Source organism: Rheinheimera sp. SA_1 (genome assembly GCF_001669775.1).
In the GTDB taxonomy this organism is placed as follows: domain Bacteria; phylum Pseudomonadota; class Gammaproteobacteria; order Enterobacterales; family Alteromonadaceae; genus Pararheinheimera.
In genome coordinates, this window is sequence record NZ_LXWK01000015.1 from 78,988 (window position 1) to 96,669 (window position 17,682).

At 48.6% G+C, this 17,682-nt stretch carries 12 protein-coding genes and 1 tRNA gene; 2 read left to right on the plus strand and 11 right to left on the minus strand.

Features of this window, described 5'->3' with window-relative positions; all coding sequences use genetic code 11:
* Positions 1-138: 138 nt before the first annotated feature.
* The 3 genes from A5320_RS07705 to A5320_RS07715 form a co-directional block, all read right to left on the minus strand.
* Positions 139-1,992 (minus strand): M1 family metallopeptidase, encoded by a 1,854-nt coding sequence (locus A5320_RS07705; RefSeq protein WP_068063247.1) that lies wholly within the window; start codon positions 1,990-1,992, stop codon positions 139-141.
* A gap of 131 nt (positions 1,993-2,123) precedes the next feature.
* On the minus strand, positions 2,124-3,017 hold the full coding sequence (locus A5320_RS07710; protein WP_068063248.1) for a GGDEF domain-containing protein: 894 nt from the start codon (positions 3,015-3,017) through the stop codon (positions 2,124-2,126).
* 117 nt (positions 3,018-3,134) lie between these two features.
* A complete protein-coding gene (locus A5320_RS07715; RefSeq protein WP_082971711.1) occupies positions 3,135-4,961 on the minus strand; it encodes a protein kinase domain-containing protein in 1,827 nt (608 codons plus the stop codon).
* 79 nt (positions 4,962-5,040) lie between these two features.
* Here A5320_RS07715 and A5320_RS07720 point away from each other — a divergent pair, with 79 nt between their 5' ends.
* On the plus strand, positions 5,041-5,910 hold the full coding sequence (locus A5320_RS07720) for a substrate-binding periplasmic protein (protein WP_068063249.1): 870 nt from the start codon (positions 5,041-5,043) through the stop codon (positions 5,908-5,910).
* Positions 5,911-6,051: 141 nt separating this feature from the next.
* On the opposite strand, the gene A5320_RS07725 is transcribed toward A5320_RS07720, so the two are convergent.
* The 6 genes from A5320_RS07725 to A5320_RS07750 form a co-directional block, all read right to left on the minus strand.
* A complete protein-coding gene (locus A5320_RS07725) occupies positions 6,052-7,638 on the minus strand; it encodes a dihydrolipoyllysine-residue acetyltransferase (protein WP_068063251.1) in 1,587 nt (528 codons plus the stop codon).
* 22 nt (positions 7,639-7,660) lie between these two features.
* The gene (locus A5320_RS07730; protein WP_068063253.1) at positions 7,661-8,638 is read right to left on the minus strand and encodes an alpha-ketoacid dehydrogenase subunit beta; all 978 of its coding nucleotides are present in this window, start codon (positions 8,636-8,638) and stop codon (positions 7,661-7,663) included.
* Entirely contained in the window at positions 8,638-9,819 is a 1,182-nt protein-coding gene (locus tag A5320_RS07735; protein ID WP_068063254.1) for a thiamine pyrophosphate-dependent dehydrogenase E1 component subunit alpha, read from the minus strand. Before A5320_RS07735 ends, A5320_RS07730 begins: the two co-directional genes overlap by 1 nt.
* Positions 9,820-10,441: 622 nt before the next feature.
* Positions 10,442-11,515 carry a succinylglutamate desuccinylase gene (astE, locus tag A5320_RS07740; RefSeq protein WP_068063256.1) on the minus strand — a complete coding sequence of 358 codons (1,074 nt, stop codon included), beginning with the start codon at positions 11,513-11,515 and terminating at the stop codon, positions 10,442-10,444.
* 169 nt (positions 11,516-11,684) lie between these two features.
* A complete protein-coding gene (locus A5320_RS07745; protein ID WP_157605728.1) occupies positions 11,685-12,932 on the minus strand; it encodes an endonuclease in 1,248 nt (415 codons plus the stop codon).
* A 343-nt stretch (positions 12,933-13,275) separates the two neighbouring features.
* A complete protein-coding gene (locus tag A5320_RS07750) occupies positions 13,276-14,148 on the minus strand; it encodes a DMT family transporter (protein WP_157605730.1) in 873 nt (290 codons plus the stop codon).
* A 221-nt stretch (positions 14,149-14,369) separates the two neighbouring features.
* Here A5320_RS07750 and A5320_RS07755 point away from each other — a divergent pair.
* A tRNA-Pro gene (locus tag A5320_RS07755) sits at positions 14,370-14,446 on the plus strand.
* Between the two features lie 274 nt (positions 14,447-14,720).
* On the opposite strand, the gene A5320_RS07760 is transcribed toward A5320_RS07755, so the two are convergent.
* Both A5320_RS07760 and A5320_RS07765 read right to left on the minus strand, forming a co-directional pair.
* Positions 14,721-15,851: a hypothetical protein gene (locus tag A5320_RS07760; RefSeq protein WP_068063262.1), complete on the minus strand. Its 1,131-nt coding sequence runs from the start codon at positions 15,849-15,851 to the stop codon at positions 14,721-14,723.
* A 577-nt stretch (positions 15,852-16,428) separates the two neighbouring features.
* Complete coding sequence (locus A5320_RS07765; protein WP_197490032.1) at positions 16,429-17,274, minus strand: substrate-binding periplasmic protein; 846 nt, start codon at positions 17,272-17,274, stop codon at positions 16,429-16,431.
* Between the last annotated feature and the right edge of the window lie 408 nt (positions 17,275-17,682).

Consider the following 17,682-nt stretch of genomic DNA (forward strand, 5'->3'; position numbering starts at 1 on the left):
ACATCAGAATTCTTGCCGCAGAATCCTTATCTCAGAATCAGCACGGCGGGAACAGCATGTGGCTCCAGAACTGAATCTGCCCTGAAAGACACGGGCGGCATCCTAGCAAGTACCGCCTGTAAAAACTGTGAAGTGATGTTAGCCGGCGAAGGCTTTATCAATCTGTGCCTGGGTCAGCGGGTGATAACCAGGCTTGGCTTGCTGATAAATTTCTTTAGCAAAACCTTGTTGTGCGGGGTTTTCCAACAATAACCGATACAGCGGCACTACAAACTTAGTCCGGCCAACGTTCAGTAAAAATTGCTGCACTTGCGGCATCACCGGCAAATAATTCAGTGGAATGGTGAGTCGGCTCCAGGCGACAAAAATTTCAGCATTACTGCTTTGACTCAGTGCAAAAGCCGCGTCCAGCTCGGCCAGTTTTGCCGGTGCCAAGTCACGTGGTAACTGATTGATAAAATGCAGCCATTCGTGCACGGTCCAGGTTTTGGTGGGTAAAGCTGAAAGTGTTATGTCCTGTTGTAACCAGGCTTGCAGTTGCTTGGAGACCAGCGCAAAGGCATCGGAATGTTGCATAGGGAATCCTGCGGGCAAACCAGCCCCAAACACCCACTGCTCAACTTCGGTTTTACTGACTACGCCAGGGTATTTATCCAGCAATTGTTGCTGTAAAAATTGCAAAAAGGTCTGGGTGTCCATCGACTGAAAAGCAAACTTTTTAAAATATGCACTGATAAAGGCATCAAATTTCTCGCGGCCGAATTTATTTTCCAGCAACTGCAATAACAACTGACCTTTGACATAAGCCACCTGGCTAAACGCATCGTCCGGATCGCGGCCAGTCAGTTGCAGTTGTAGCGCAGTATCAGCGGGTTCCAGCTCGGCAATATCACGTTGTAAGTCCTTCACACTTAGGCTGTATTCCATGGCTGCCCGGGCTGGCCCATAGACTTCCGCCATCAGTCGGTTTTCAAAGAAATTGGTAAAACCTTCGTTGAGCCACAAATCGTTCCAGTTACTGTTGGTGACCAGATTGCCGGACCAGGAATGCGCCAGCTCATGAGCAATCAGACTGACCAGGCTTTTATCGCCAGTAATCACCGTTGGCGTAATAAAAGAAAGCCGCGGGTTTTCCATGCCACCAAACGGAAAACTGGCCGGCAAAATCAGCAAATCGTAACGACCCCAGGGATACTCACCATAAAGTTTACTGGCCACGTCCATCATTTTCTGAGTATCGCTAAATTCTGCCGCGGCTTTGGCCAGCCAGGTTTTTTCTGCATAGATGCCGGTCTGATCTGACATCGGCTGGAAATGCAAATCACCTACCGCAATCGCTATCAGATACGCCGGAATGGGTTGTGGCATGACAAACTGGTAATCACCGTCCCGCTCGGTGTTTTTGCTGTTATCGGCACTCATTACCGCCATTAATTGTTTGGGCGTACGGATCCGGGCTTGATAACTCACGCGAAGGGCCGGTGTATCCTGCAATGGGATCCAACTACGGGCATGAATGGCCTGTGATTGACTAAACAAAAACGGTTGTTGTTTTTCGCTGGTTTGCGCGGCATTCAGCCATTGCAAACCGGAACTTTCGGCGGTGGTACGATAATAAACCCGTACTTTGGTACTGGTAGGCGTCAGCTGAATGGTTAAAGGCTGGCCTTTGATGGCATCCACAGCACCAAGCTTAAACGCCGCAGTGCGCCACGCCCCTTGGTCATCGGCCTGCAAAACTTTTTCAATCACTAAGGCGCGGCTGTCGAGGATCAGTTGGTTGGATTTTGGGTCTTTGCGGGTCAGGGTATGCTCAGCAAAACCATGCAGTTGTTGCTGCTCAAAATCAACGGTTAAATCCAGGCTGAGCTTGTTGGTATACACCTCAGCAATATTGGCAAAACTGTGGTGATCTACAGGCGCGGCCTTGACCACAAACACCGATAAACAACTGCTAAGCAGCAGTGTCGTTAAAATCCATAACTTCAACATCTAAATACTCCGGCGATAAGCAATGGCTTATCATAGAGTTATCTTTGCTGAATAGAAAGTCATCCGCTGCACGCTTAGCGGCCGATGCGCTTAAACTGCCTTTGTGAAAACTGATTTCTAAAAACTAACTTTTAAAAACTGCGTACACAATTGCGGCCACTGGCTTTGGCCTGATACATCGCGTGATCAGCCGCTGCCACGAGTTCATCCAAAGACTGCAGTGATAACGAATAACCGGCAATGCCAATGCTGCAGGTCTGGGCTTGCCCTTGCAGTGCCACAGGATACCAAATCGCAATTTTCTTGCGGATCCGCTCGGCCAGCGCCGTGGCTGCTGCAGCACTGGTGTCAGGAAGAATAGCGATAAACTCTTCGCCGCCGAGGCGCCCGAGTTCGTCCGGTTTTCGAAGCTCGGCATTCACCCGCTCGACAAAACCAATCAAGACACAATCACCCACTGCATGGCCAAAAGTGTCATTGACCTGTTTGAAATTATCCAAGTCAAACACCAACACCGACAAATCCTGCTGATAACGTTTGGCCTTTTTCAGATGCAAAGCCGCAATTTCCATGATTTTGCGCCTGTTGTAACAGGTTGTGAGCACATCGTGATCAGCCATATTTTGTAACTGACGCTGTAAGTCTTTAATTTTACTGATATCAGCGGCGACCAGGCCAGTTGCGAACAACACCCCATCTTCAGAAAAAATCGGGAACTTAATCGATAAAAAGTCACGTTCCAGTCCATCTACCGGCACCACTTCTTCCACACTAAACGCCTGGGTTGCTTTTTGCGCCATCACATCGGCACGGCGAAACTGCGCCGCTATTTCCGGCGGAAACAGCTGCGCGTCGGTATGGCCTAAAAAGTCGGAGAGTGGCCGGTGGAATAGTCGGCCATATTGCTGATTTACATAGAGATACTTGCCATCAAGTCCTTTTGCGCCAATCACGGCACCGGCATTGTCGGCAATAGCTTTAAAAATTTGTAGCTGGCGCTGTGACCAGTCAGTGTCTTGACTCATAGCGTTGACTCATAGCGATAACCAAAATCCGTTATGGTTGCCTCAGATTAACTGAGACCTGAATCAAAGGTAGCAGAGGCCAGCCGCGGCTGCGGCATATATTATTTCTTTCTTATGTTAGTTGAGAGCTTGTAACGGATTGGCCGGATAATACAGCGTTGGCTGGATCATCTGATGTTTAAAATAACGGGTATCTTTGTGCGGCAACTTCATAAACCCCCCGACACCTTCACCGCTGATCAGGTTGACATTTTTCAGAATATTCGCCAATAACGCGCTAAATTCCGGTTCAGCTTGCGGATCCAGCAAGTGAAAGTAGCTGTGAATTTTCATGTACAAAGCCGTGACTTCAAAAATAATACAACCGCTGTGACGGATTAAATTAAGCCTGGCGATGTCGGCCATAATCGCGTCGGGCAGCACCAGTTGTTCGTCCGGATCTTTACCATCTTCAAAATAGGAATGTTGTTTACTGCTTTCATCCTGCGATGTTGCAGCGGCGATTTCGTACGGGATTTTCATCTGCGCCGTTGGCAGAAACGGCTGCTGTTGTTGCTCGCGTGATAAATGCAATGTTTGCCGGGCATTAAACAAACAGGCTTTAAAAATACCGACTTTGGCGATGGCCTGTGCCAGATACACCACATTGTTGACTGCAAGCGTAAAAGCACTTTGTTGTTTGGCATCATACAGATGCAAATTACAGTCGATGTATACGCCCTGCTGCTGCCAATGAATGGCCAAACCGCCAACCACCGGATAACGTGCCAAGCGGCTCACCGCTGCAACAAAAGCTTTTTCGGTTTCGCCCATGCCCTCTAAATAGTTTTTGTAATACCGCTCCAGCTGCACATCATCGACATACTGAATACCAGCTTCGTCGCTGTGTTCCCGTAAAAACGATTTACGCGAAGAATACACTACGGTATCCAGCTCTTGTTTTTCGGCACTTAACCGCACCGGCAATAAAGGTAAATCGGCGAGCAGTGTTAATGACGGTAACACCAGCCGTTTTAATCTCGGCATGGCTTTTAGGAAATAATCTCCGGCCTGATAACGCAGCTGTACATCGTCGGCCAACATACTGTCGAGCATAGTCGCAAATTCCATCGGCAAACCTAAACTTCGCGCTGGCAAGGCTTTGCGGCCAAACCTGCAGGATTGCCCCGAAGCCAACGCGTACAAAGTGCCGGCAACACCTTGCTCATCAAACCTTGGGCTGGACAATGCGCCGCTGCGCTGTTCCAGACCGATAAAATACACATCGCCTAAACGGGCATTGGAGGTTTGTAAATCGGCCGACATCAGTTGCATCACGTTATTGCTGATGTACTGGCCCTGTTCATCCGTCTGGGCAAACACTGACGAGCCCCAATCCACCAGGCTGATTTGGCCACTTTGTTCGTCATACACAATATTGGACGGTTTAATATCACCATGCACCACCGGGCAGATTTCGCCGTCTTTCTGATGATTGCGCAGCACCAGTAATAAACTCGCCAACTGAGCGGCGATATCGACAATCAACCGCACCGGCAAGCGGCCGTGGCGCAAGCTATATTGTTCTAAATCAACGCCTTTAGCGCGCCCCATCATCAAAATACCTTGCTTTTTTACCACCTGATAAGTGATATAACGCGGCACATTCGGATGACTGATTTGCGATAACATATAAGCTTCATCTGCCAGCCGCTCCTGAATATGCGGCGGCAAATTGATGCGGGAAAACTTAAACACACATTGCTCTTGCTGACTATCGAGCCCGGCAAAGGCAAAGCCATAAGCGCCTTTACCCACCAACTCTATCTGCCGGTAACCGAGTTTTTGCAGCTCTTCGATACAAAGCGCCACCCAATCTTTGAGCTTTTTGGCATCGTTGGCGTTTAACAGATAAAACGACTGTTCTTCGGGAATGTAGAAGTTTCTTAGTTGGTGCTTTTCCATCATAATCCCAAAATCAGCCACTGAACGATTACTGCGCTGCAGCCGTATGACTTAACGACTGAAAAAAAATGAAGTTACCATGCTGCAAGGAACCCGTAAATTGATGTTTTGGACCCGAGCTCTGGCAAATTTGATGTTGTTGCTGCTGTCGTTGCAGATGTTGCTAATGAGTGTCGAAGTTTCAGCGCAGTCTCCGGAGAAAACGCTGGTCCCACTGACCATCAGCGCTGGTGAGTGGCCGCCGTTTTTAGGCGAACATTTGCCGAACAATGGCAGCGCCGCAGTGTTGATCCGTGAACTATTCGCCAATGCCGGATACCGCGTCGAATTCCACTTTTTGCCCTGGGCCCGCGCTTACCACGACACCGCAGCTGGTCGTTACGATGCCACCGCCATCTGGATGTTCGCCGAAAACCGCTTAACCGATTATCTGTACAGTGATGCGGTGCTCGAAGAAAAGTTTGTGTTGTTTCATTTAAAACAACAGCCGTTGGCATGGAAGACTTTGGCCGACTTGAAAAACCTGCAGCTCGGCGGTGGCCTGGGTTATAGCTACGGCCCCGCCTTTGATCAGGCACTGGCTAAAGGCGAATTAACCGTGACCCGCGTCAATTCCACCGAGCAAAACTTCCGGCGCTTGATAGCCCGGCGGATTGACGCGTTCGGGGAGGAAATTCAGGTTGGTTATCATGTGCTGCAAAGCTTGTCTGAAGAATTGACAGCGCAAATTACCCATCATCCGACACCGCTGCTACGCAATCAGAGTTTTTTGTTATTCCCGAAGCAGTCCTCACAGAGTGAAAAGTTAAAAACGTTGTTTAATCAACAATTGGCAGCAGCGAAAAAGTCAGGCCGGTATGAACAGTTATTCCATCAAAAATTGTTGCAGCCTAACAAAAATGTAGCCATGCAAGCTGATGAGACGTCAGACAACGCAGACTCGCCGTGAACCCATCTCTGGGGGCTCTGTTGCGGCATCCATGCCGCAAAAGGTCTGCTTTTGTCTGCCGCCTCATCACTTATTGACACCATCGAAAAAAAACACCGGCCTAAACCGGTGTTTTAACTCAACTATTTCGCAAGCAACCGCTTAGCGCATTGCAACCAGCATCGCGCTTGGCTCTTCCAGGTACTTTTTCCAAAGGTTGGTGAAGCGCGCAATAGTGCCGCCATCAATCACCCGGTGATCGCCCGACCAGCTGATTTGCATGATCGAACGGGCCACCACATGGCCTTTATCATCAAACCGCGGCAGTTGCTGCACTTTACCAAGCGCCACAATCGCCACTTCCGGTTTGTTGATAATAGGCGTCGCCACAGTACCGCCGATAGCGCCAATGTTGGAAATGGTAATGGTGCCGCCTTTTAAGTCTGTCGGGCTGACACGACCTTCACGGGCTAAATCTGTTAAGCGGGTCAGATCTTTGGCTATTTCAACAATTGATTTTGCCTGACAACCTTTGATATTTGGCACTAACAAACCGACTTTCGAGTCCACCGCAATACCAATATTGTGATCGTCAAAATAAGTCAGTTCGGAACAATCGGCATTCACCTGCGTATTCAGAATTGGGAACTCGTTCAGCGCCAACGACATTGCTTTCATAAAAAACGGCATCATTGTCAGCTTGACGCCCTGCTTCGCCAGATTGTCTTTCAGGCTTAACCGCAGCGCGATGAGTTCGGTTAAATCAATCTCTTCGCAATAGGTGAAATGTGGAATAGTCGCCACAGATTCGGCCATTTGCCTTGCCATCGCTGCTTTAATGCCTTTGATGGGTTCAACGCGACGACCGCCGGTGGCTACTGACGCTGCAGTTGCAGGCGTTGCTGCTTTTGCCGCTTCTTTTATAGCGCAGGCAGCCACTGGCGCTTTCACACCAGTCGCAAAGTTTTGCACATCTTCTTTAAACACCCGGCCTTTGGCACCGGTGCCAGGCACCTGAGTTAAATCGATGCTTAATTCCCGCGCTAAGCGGCGCACCGCTGGGCTTGCCACAGCTTTGCCGTTATTTGCAACAGCGACTGCTGAAAGTGCTGGCGCTGCTGCCGTTGAAGCAGCCACAACCGGTGCTGCAACGACTGGCGCTGCAACGGCCCCTTCCATCACTCGCTCAATGGCAAATAATGGTGCGTGCACCTTGGCAATATCACCTTTTGCGGTGTAAAGCTTCACCACTTTACCGGCGTATTTGGCCGGAATTTGCACTAAGGCTTTGTCGGTCATCACGTCGCAGACGGCCTGATCTTCAGCGATGATATCGCCTTCTTTGACCAGCCAGTCCACCACTTCACACTCAACAATACCTTCGCCGATATCAGGCAGCAGGAAATCTTCGACGATAGTGCCGGATGTTGCAGGCGCAGTTGGCGCAACTGATGCTACGGACGCAACAGCAGCCACAACCGGAGCTGCGATAGCAGGCGTAGCCGTTTCACCGGCTAACGTCATTTCAAACAATGGCGCATGCACCTTGGCGATATCACCTTTGGCGTAATAAAGTTTGCTGACCACACCGTTAAACACCGCCGGAATTTGCACCAGCGCTTTATCGGTCATCACGTCACAGACCGGTTGGTCTTCAACAATGGTATCGCCTTCTTTCACCAGCCATTCGACCAGTTCACACTCGACAATCCCTTCACCGATATCCGGCAGAATAAAATCTTTTTTCATCATCGCCTCGATCAGAATTCGCTCAGAACTGGACTGAAGCGACAATGGCTTCAAAAGTTTTTAAATGGTCGGCGACGTATTCACGTTCCAGCGCCAGCGGATACGGAGTATCCAGACCACAAACACGGGCAATCGGGCTTTCCAGATGCAGGAAACAACGCTGTTGAATAGTGGCAGCGATTTCACCGGCAAAACCACCGGTCAGCGGCGCTTCATGGTTAATCACTAACCGACCAGTTTTCAGCACCGATTTCACCACAGTATCGACATCCCAAGGCAGAATGCTGCGAAGGTCAATCAGTTCACAGGAGATACCTTTGGCGGCGGCCATTTCTATAGCTTTTTGGCAAATTTCAATTTGCGCGCCCCAGGCTAACACAGTGACATCTTTGCCTTCCTGCATCACTTCGGCCACGCCTAATGGAATTTCGTAATACTCTTCCGGCACTTCGCCGGTGGAGGCGCGGTACAGCTTTTTCGGTTCGAAGAAAATCACTGGATCTTCAGAAGCAATGGAGGCCAGTAACAAGCCTTTGGCCTGGTACGGGTCGCGCGGCACTATCACTTTTAAACCAGGCGTATGCGCAAAATAGGCTTCCGGAGACTGGCTGTGGTAATGACCACCGGCGATACCACCGCCGTAAGGCGTGCGGAATACCAGGCCACCAACATTAAATTCATTGCCTGAGCGGTAACGGAACTTGGCGGTTTCATTGACGATTTGGTCAAAGGCCGGAAAAATGTAATCAGCGAACTGAATTTCCGCGACCGGCTTCATGCCTTGTGCCGCCATACCGTTGGCAAAACCAGCGATACCCTGTTCGGTTAACGGCGTATTAAAGCAACGGTCTTTACCGTATTTTTCCTGCAGCTTAGAAGTCGCGCGAAACACACCACCAAAGTGGCCAACGTCTTCACCAAAACAAACCACAGTACTGTCTTTAGCCATCGCCAGATCAAGGGCGTTATTAATGGCCTGCAACATATTCATTTTAGCCATTACATTCTCCCCGACGTGATTGGATAAGCATCCGGATATTTACGGATGTGCTGCTTCAGTTCCGCCAGCTGGCGTTCAAGCTCAGGGATAGGCTCAGCGTACACGTCAGAAATTAAGTGTTCGATACCTGGTTTGGCGACTTTTTCCGCCACTTTTAATGCGTCCAGAATTTCGCCGCGTAAGGCTTCGATTTGCGCTTTGTCAGCGGCATCGTCCAGCCAGCCTTTGGCAATCAGCCATAAGCGGTAACGGGAAATCGGGTCGTTTTTACGCCATTGTTCTTCTTCTTCTTTGCTGCGGTAACCACTTGGATCATCTGAAGAAGAATGCGCGCCTAAACGGTAAGCGATCGATTCCAGCAGGACCGGCTCGTTGGTGGCAATGGCGTGATCACGCGCCATTTTGGTGGCTTGATATACCGCCAGAATGTCAGCACCGTCCATGCGGATGGCTTTCATGCCGTAACCGACACCACGACAGGCAATGCCGTCGCCTTTAAATTGCTCGTTGGCTGGCGTTGAAATGGCATAACCGTTGTTACGGCAGAAAAATAATACCGGCGCTTTATGCACGGCCGCCATATTCAGACCAGCGTGGAAATCGCCTTCAGACGCCGCGCCTTCACCAAAATAACAAATGGTAACGTTCGACAGACCACGTAGTTTTTGCGCGTATGCATAACCTGCCGCTTGTGGAATTTGCGTACCCAGCGGGCTGGAAATGGTCATGTAATAGATGTCTTTCGAGCCGTAATGCACCGGCATCTGCCGGCCTTTACCCAAATCTTTTTCGTTGGAAAATAGCTGATTCATAAACTGTTCTAAGCTGAAACCGCGATAACGCAACGCACCTTGTTCACGATACTGCGCCATGATCATGTCTTTGTCGTCAAGTGCAGCTGCACTGCCGACCGTGGCAGCTTCTTCACCTAAACACTGCATATAAAAGCTGATCCGGCCTTGACGCTGCGCAGCGAGCATCCGCTCGTCCAGCACCCGGATAAAGCTCATGCTGTGATACATTTTTAAGGCAGTTTCTTGGTCGAGATCCGGGGCAGTTGCGCCGGGATAGATAGTGCCGTCGTCTTGTAAAATGCGTAGGGTTGGAATTTGTAACGCGTGCCCACTGGTAAAATCGGCTGTGTGGACAGTCGAAATGGTGGCGTTATTAGGGTTGGTCATAGGTCTCTCTTTTGGTTTCGGGTAACGCGGACCTTGGTTGTTTGCCTGCTTTACCGTGAAATTGAACCAGACTGCAGTATTACCGCTGTTCTGTGACAGTTATTGGTAGATACTGCAGCTTCTCCCCGTGCTTGCTATGCCCGCCCTCCTTTATCCTTGAAGTTGCAGGGTTGTTGCCTTCGCTCGTTCGCTGAGGCGCCAGTCCGACCCAGTCACATAGGTCAACTATGCTCCGGGCCGGGCTGGCGCTCCAGTCTCACTCACTTGTCGCCTACCTGCAACATCAATGATTTCGGATGTTGGTTGCTTCTTCTGGTGCACCTGTAGGTGCTTGACGCACGCGTCAACCTGAATGCGGTGCATTTCGCTTGCTATGATCGTTTTTAGAATGCGCCGCAACTTTACCTTTACGTAAACTGCATTGCAACCCGGCCAGCCGTTAAAATTTAGCAGAGCGGCGCAGGGCTTGCGTCGATTTTTGTTGCCATTCCCGCCTGTGGCAGCTGAACGGACGCAAAAACCAACTAAGGATAAACCATTGAATTTTCATCATTTAAACCGTTTATAAACACAAAACGCCGATGTTCCGGCGCTTTGAATAATGAGTTTTTGTGGCGCTTAATCAGCCGGTTTGGCCAATAACCGAAACTGGTTTGACCATTAGCATGGCGCGCTGACCTATCGCTACACTGGCGTTGGGGAAAATAATTGCTTCGCCCGGTTGCTCGACTCTGTATTCAATGTCTGCGTCTGTTGCCAGCAAAGTACCCAATGGCAGCTGGGTGAAATTCTCAATCGAGCTGGCAAAACTAAGCTCAAAAGCTTCGGTGTGTTTATTGATAGCTCGGTACACCTCAAACAACTGAAAGTCGGTTTCGACAAAGGGTTTGGTTTTTATATCAGCGCCGCTGATCAAGGCGCGTAACGTGTCGGCAACCTTGGTGAAGCGGCTCATATCGTTTTCACCAAGTGGCCGTGCTTTGCCCAGTTCCAGCGTAAAGGCATGGGCACCATGCGTTTGCGCGGCGTAATAGCTAAAGGTAGTCGCAGGTGTTTGCATCAATAAGAAACAGTGGATATCAGAAGCGGCCAACAAACTAAACTGTGCTTCCGACCAGGGTTTGCCGTGTAAAAAGGGGTAAACCGCAAATTTTTCAAATTGCGAACCGCGAATGGCGGTATGTAAATCGTATAAACAGCGCTCGCGCCCTGCCGGCACCGCCTGATAAAAGCGGCTGACATATTGCTCTAAACGAGCACAACGACGTTTTTCAAAGGAAATTTCCGCATCGTTGATGGCATCGATATCGCGATCATCGCTGATGCCATGCGCACCGGAGAAAAACCGGTTCATATTGTCAATCAGTTCACGTTTACCGGCATTAATCGCTGGTGGATTACCGAATAAAAACAATACTCGCTCGCTCAGCTGCAACCGTTCTTGCAGAATGTCCTGCACCAACGCGGCACAAATTTCAATCGGCGCTGTTTCATTACCATGCACACCACAACTCAGCACAATATCGTTATTGCCATAGTGTTGCGGGGTAAAACAGATAATGCCGGTATCCCAGATTTGACAATCGGTACCGTTTTGGAGCCGAAATGTCAGAGGTTGCAGATCAGTCGGCAACTTTTCGGGGTTTGCCAGAGTAAAGGCCAGAAAATCAGCAGAAGAAAGCCACGCCGGTAACATTCGATCATTCCTTGCAAAGTGCTTGAAGCGGAACTCTATTCTACCCAGAACTTGGCTTTCGGCACCAGATGAAAAACCATCCGGTCACACCAAGAACAAAGCTGGCGCACTACCGCTTTCGCGGTGAGTGACGCCCTACTTTACTTATATTTCAACATCTTATTAAGCATTATGGACACTGACTACCATAAATCGAAGTCGCCCATTGTGGGTTATCGATAAAGGGGTTGCGGTTTTGCTGCAGCTCATAGATCCGGTTGTTGCGACGCTGCTCAAAACTATCCACCGGATCGGCGAGGTGCCAGGCTAGCAATACACAAAGTTTACCCATTTGTGGTGCGGTGCTACCGGTTGGTGCGATATTTGGAATGGATAAATCCGGTGTGCCGCTATCATCACCCCCTTCGTAGCGCACATCCATATAAAACATCATCCGCGCCACGTCGCCTTTGACAGCAGCGCGCGGCTCAAAGCTGTCACTGTCGGTTTTATTCAAAGGTGCTTCGCTGATAGCGGTGCCGCCATTGTCAAAATCTTTGTTGCCGCGGGTTGAATTCAGCGACACATCTTCCGGCCGTAAATGGTGAATATCGGTATGGGCATATTGGCTTTCTGCTGGAAAACCATGGCTTTTCGCCCAGACGTGCTCGCGGTTCCAGGCATCCAGTGAACTGCTGGTATTCACACGGAAGGTTTTGGCGGTGCTGCGTCCGGCATATAATAAAATTACGTTGCTGGTGTTGGCCGGATCTTCATCGGTGTAGCTGATGGCGTCCCACACTTCGCTGTAACTTAACCGTTGATGGCCACGCAAAATGGTGTTTAAAGTGGTTTTTAACGCAGCACCGGTTTTGCCGCTGGTGCCGACATAATAAGTCGGCAGATTGACGGTATCGCCACCGCCGCTGCATGAGGTCGTTAATAGACCTGAGCCAGGGTTTCCGGCGTTGGTCGACACCTGCCAATCCGCCATGGTGTTGCTGTCGGCAACATTTTTGCGGGCAACCGATTTATCCACAGCGTTTAACGTCCAGCCGCTGATGGCATTTTCAAAAGCGACACTGTCGATTTCAGTCGTACCCTGGCGCAATTTGACGTAATCGCCGCTGTTGCCAAGCGACAGCGTTAAGCCGGTTTGTTGTGGTGTTTTGCCAAACAAAGCTTGCATAGCTGCGGTATTTTTCGCCACCACAAAATAGCTGGCTGGCGCGACGGTGCCGCTTAAGTTAAAGCTGCCGCCATTATCGGCAAGCGAATAACCACTTAAATTAACGCTGGCACAACCATCGTTATAAATTTCAATAAATTCTTCAGTGGTATCGTTAGTCGGTGCGTCGTATAACACTTCGGAAATTAATAGTTTGGCGTGTACAGGCAAGGTCAGACTAAACAATGCCGCGAGGGTAAGAAGGCGCATAGCTGCTCCAGAGTTGCCCGTCATCCTTGAAGCTGCAGGGTTGTTGGCCGCCATCACTCACTGAAGCGTCAGTCCGACCCAGTCACATAGGATTACTATGCTCCGGGTCGGACTGGCGTTCCAGATTCGTTCAGTTGCCGCCTACCTGCATCATCAATGATTTAGGGCAAAGTTGTTTTTGGTTCCGGCGCCCTTTCTTCGAGTGAGCTACCGCATTTTTGCTGATGTTTTTATCATCGCAAAATCAGCATAGCGCCAGAATATGACATTTGTCTTAATTAATATTAATGAATATTACAGATTTAACAAATGTCTCACTTACACCGACAATTCCAGCGGTAACCTAAGCCCACATCACCAAGAGCGCTGCAATCACAATCAAAGTTAATCCCAGATAATCCTGCTTTTTCAGTTTTTCCTTAAAGAAAAACGCTGAAATCAGCAAGGTAAACAACACTTCTACCTGACCCAGTGTTTTCACCAAAGGCACAATTTCCAGACTCATTGCAGTAAACCAGCCCAAAGATCCAATACAGCTGGTGACACTGGTGAGGATGGTCAGTCGCGGCCGCTGCCATAACGCGACTAAAGTGGCGCTATCCCGTAGCGCCAGATACAGCAATAACAGCAACGTTTGCAGGCTAATCACAAACAACAGCACCCAGGCCGCACCATAAGGAAACGGCAAGCCCAGCGCCAGACTGGCTTCGCGCACCCATAACGACGTCAGCGCAAACGCTAAACCCGACGCCGAACCAATCAACACCGTCGGCCAACTGATGGTTATAAAGCTACTCAGGCCGCTCAGTAAAAACACCGCGACACTACCTACCAGCACACCCAACCAGCCGAGTGGCGTTAAGGTACTGGCGAAAAACAACACGCCAAGCACCGCCGCAAAAATCGCTTCGCTTTTGGCAAGACCAACGCCAATGGCATAATTTTTCTGCTTAAACAGCACCACCATCAAGGCAGTCGCCAGAATTTGCATCAGCGCCGCCGCCACCACATAAAACACGAAATTGCCGCTAAACTGCGGCAGTTGTGCCGATGGATCCCGATATAAAATCCATAAATACAAGGCGGCTAACGGACTGGCATAAATAAAGCGCGCCAAGGTTACCCCCAGCACATTGACGTCAACCGACAGTTGTTTTTGAAAGGCATTGCGCCAGGCCTGCATAAATGCCGCCAGCAGCGTAAACGAAATCCACATCAGCCAGGTCTCCGCTGTTGAGTAATTGGGGAAATATCAAGAAAAATGCCAGCGGCAACGCCGGAAGTCCAGATGGATAACTAGAAAGGTAATGTAGCGGATTTCTAGAAGCGATGGCGCAGATATTTTCGAAAAACCGATTAAAAATAACGCAGTTAGCGCGAGCTTGCGCTCGAGAGCGTTGCAATCACAGCCAAAAGCATTATGATAAGCCGCAATGTCGGTACGTAGCGCAGCTTGGTAGCGCACTTCGCTGGGGGTGAAGGGGTCGGAGGTTCAAATCCTCTCGTACCGACCATTAATTTCCCTGTTTTATATAGACTTATTGCTTTCCTTTCGCGGGTTAAATTTTGAGCGCACCAATTGCGCACCAAATTGTAACGCACCGCATAGCTTGATTAATATGAGCCAGAAGGTTTGATAAATTATCAAAACTTCCAATCCAGTTAGATACAACACTTTATTCCATGCTCTGACGCTGAGCTCATTACTTGCAATGGCATAAAAAAGCCACGCTTTTCACGGCGCGGCTTTATCAAATTAGTTACGGCCAATAAGTTAATTTCTCAGAGCTAGCGGCATCTCGACAAAAACTTGATCATTACACTGCCATGTCGGTTGTATAAGGTGGTTTGACAAATCCAGCCGTCGTCACGTTTTTCGTTTCGTCCGATCATTTCACTACTAGTATCAAAATGTTGTGTTTGCCTATCGTTCGCTCTTTCAGACAAGGATCTATCAAAATGTAAATCTTGTAGCACCTGTAATAGACAGACAGATATTTTCGGAGGTAATGCACCGGTCGGACGACTTAGTAAAGAAGCAACTGAATTACCATCGATAATGGAGTTAGTTGAGCTTAATTTTACGTCTATGTTGTTAGCTTCATTCAGAGTGACGGACCAGTGAAGTTCGGTAAGGTGAATATACCTCTCGAAGAGAGTATAAGCGCCAGTAGAATGCTGCCAACTTATATTAAACCCACCCTGATAAGCACCACCTTGCATACCAAATCCAGTAAATTTCCATTCGTTAAATGCTTCCTTTAGCGACGAATATTTCGAATTTGTAAGAGTCGCCTGAAAACTAGCTCGAGCGTTATACTCTAAAAGCACCCTGTGACTTTCAGATAACGCATTTTCCAAGGCATGCTTGTGTGGGTCAGTAGCACAGCCGCTCATAGGATCAGAACTTTGAGTATTTGATTGACTGTACAAAGCGCTATCGGCATCTTTAGTAAGGCTGCTACTGGCCGAGCTTGCCATACTTGCAGCCGGGCCTGACATATTACTGGCAAGTTCTTGTAAGGCAGGACCTAACTGAAGTTTAGCATCTAGAGCTTTTAAGATGGCTAGACGCTGTTCACTGGTAAGAGAGCTGTCGCGAGTAGCCAGAGTTAGCTGTTGTCGATTACCTTTTTGGTTGTTATGAAATACAGTGAATGGAAAAATCTGTCGGCTGGATTCGTTTACAACAAAAAAGCGATTGGTCAGACTTGTACATTCCTCAATATAATCTTCTGTAGGAGAACTCTTGATCACACAATGAACTTTTGGCGGCGCTTCGCGTTTGGCAATTTCAGCAGCTTCCTGATAAGTACAGTTGCTACAAAAAAAGCCATTTTCCACCGCTATAGCTGATGGTGTAAACATCATCAAAAATGACATTAACAATAACGACTTCAAAATAATTTTATTTTTCATCCTATTAAATCCATTAATTGAGAGTGTAATTTCCATATGACTCTACAAGGGGATGGTATCCAACTCGCTTGAATCAAGTTTACAACACCAAAGAATTGTCGGAAAGTTTGCATTTGCAAGTTTACGTTTAATTCCAGATAGTTAAGCTACATGGACATCGAGCTTTGAGTGCGAATACAAAACCTCAAAGAACGATTACTCCACCGCTGTAGTGTATTCAGAAACACCAAATTTATGCTTCATAAAAGTTAATATATTTCTGATAAAACCCTGATTTTCGATTACTTAATGAGCAATAAAATGCATATATTTAACTTTAGACCATGTTATCTCGTGAACAATCACCTAATCCCTCTGCCCAATACCACGGCAATTTCCGACATTGTTTTTCGTTAATCACAGCTAACATGGTGTTGTCTGCCAATAAAGACTAGAAAAATGCAGTAAGCGGCGTTGTCGGATTAATGCGCTCCTTTAAAAGCCCATTCAGAAACCGACCTGTGTCAGATCCACTCATCCATAAAAGTGATCTACCTGAAGCATTAAATTGTTGCGAATAAAACTAACAGCCGAAAACCTACTTCCCCACCAAAGCCTCCAAATCCACCCATAACTCTTTCCGCGTCAACGGTGTTTCCTTGGGCAAAAAAGGATTTTCCAGATAAATTACCCGGCGCTTCGTGGCCACGGCTTCCGCTAAATCAGCGCCGTATTCTTCTAAAAACAACTGTTCAAACTCGCCACTGGCAATCATTTGATTCAGGCCTTTTTCGATGCGTTTGGCTAGTTCTGGCTGGCTTTTGCTGACGAAGAAGTACAAGGCGGTTGGGTAGTAGATGGATAGTCTGGGGTCGACGCGCAGGTTGTGTTTTTCCAGTGCAATTTCTTTCCACACTTCAAGAATTGACCGTGGAAAGAGCTCGGCACGGCCGGTCGCTATCATGTTGAACATGGAGCGGTATTGGTTGGAGGTAATTACTTTTAGCTTGTTGCTTTGCAGAATTTTGGTGTCCGGCCAGTCGTGGCCTTGCAAGATCACTAGTTTTTTCAGCTGCGCAATGGTTTGCACTGTTTCGGTAAGATGTTGATTTTTTTCGGTAGTGAGGAACACGCGCCAGCCAAACAGGCCTTTATCAATCGGGATCCGTACCGGCAACAGATATTGTTCACGTTCAATGCTGGTCATGCTCCAGAACACGTCCACCAGGTTACCGGCGGCAATTTCGCGTAGTGAGCGGTCCTGCACCATCGGCACCGGTGAGGCTTGCAGTGCAAAAGGTTCGCCGGATTTTTCGAGCGCTGCGCGCAGCAGCCGAATTGGATAGAGTGTTAAGGGGTCAACAATTTGATGCGGATAGCCGAAGACGATCAGTTGCGGCTGTAGTTTCGGCTGCGGCACCGGGGTTTCTGCGATCGCCTTCATTGGCACTGCGCTCATCAGACAGCTAAGTAACAATCCAGGTAAACAACAAACTCCGGAACTTAGCAGCAACCGAACGGCGGAACGCGACAAATTGAGAACCTCAACTGACTGACGACCAAGAAGTTAAAGCCAGTATAGTTGAGGAGTCAGCGGGTAAATGGCACTTTTGAAGTAAAAAACTGCACTTTTAAAATTTACCATCCGGCGTACTACCGCTGTCGCGGTGAGTAGCGCCCTACTCAAGGTGATGATTTTAAATAGATGATTTTAAAAAGCAGTAGCGCCGATAAGCGTAGCTCCATCGTCCACGAAAACTAACGAAAAATCATCGGGGGTGGCGGTCATGCCGGAACACCAGCATGTTCGATGGCGCTGCGCTTGTCGAACCTACCGTGTATGACACAAATT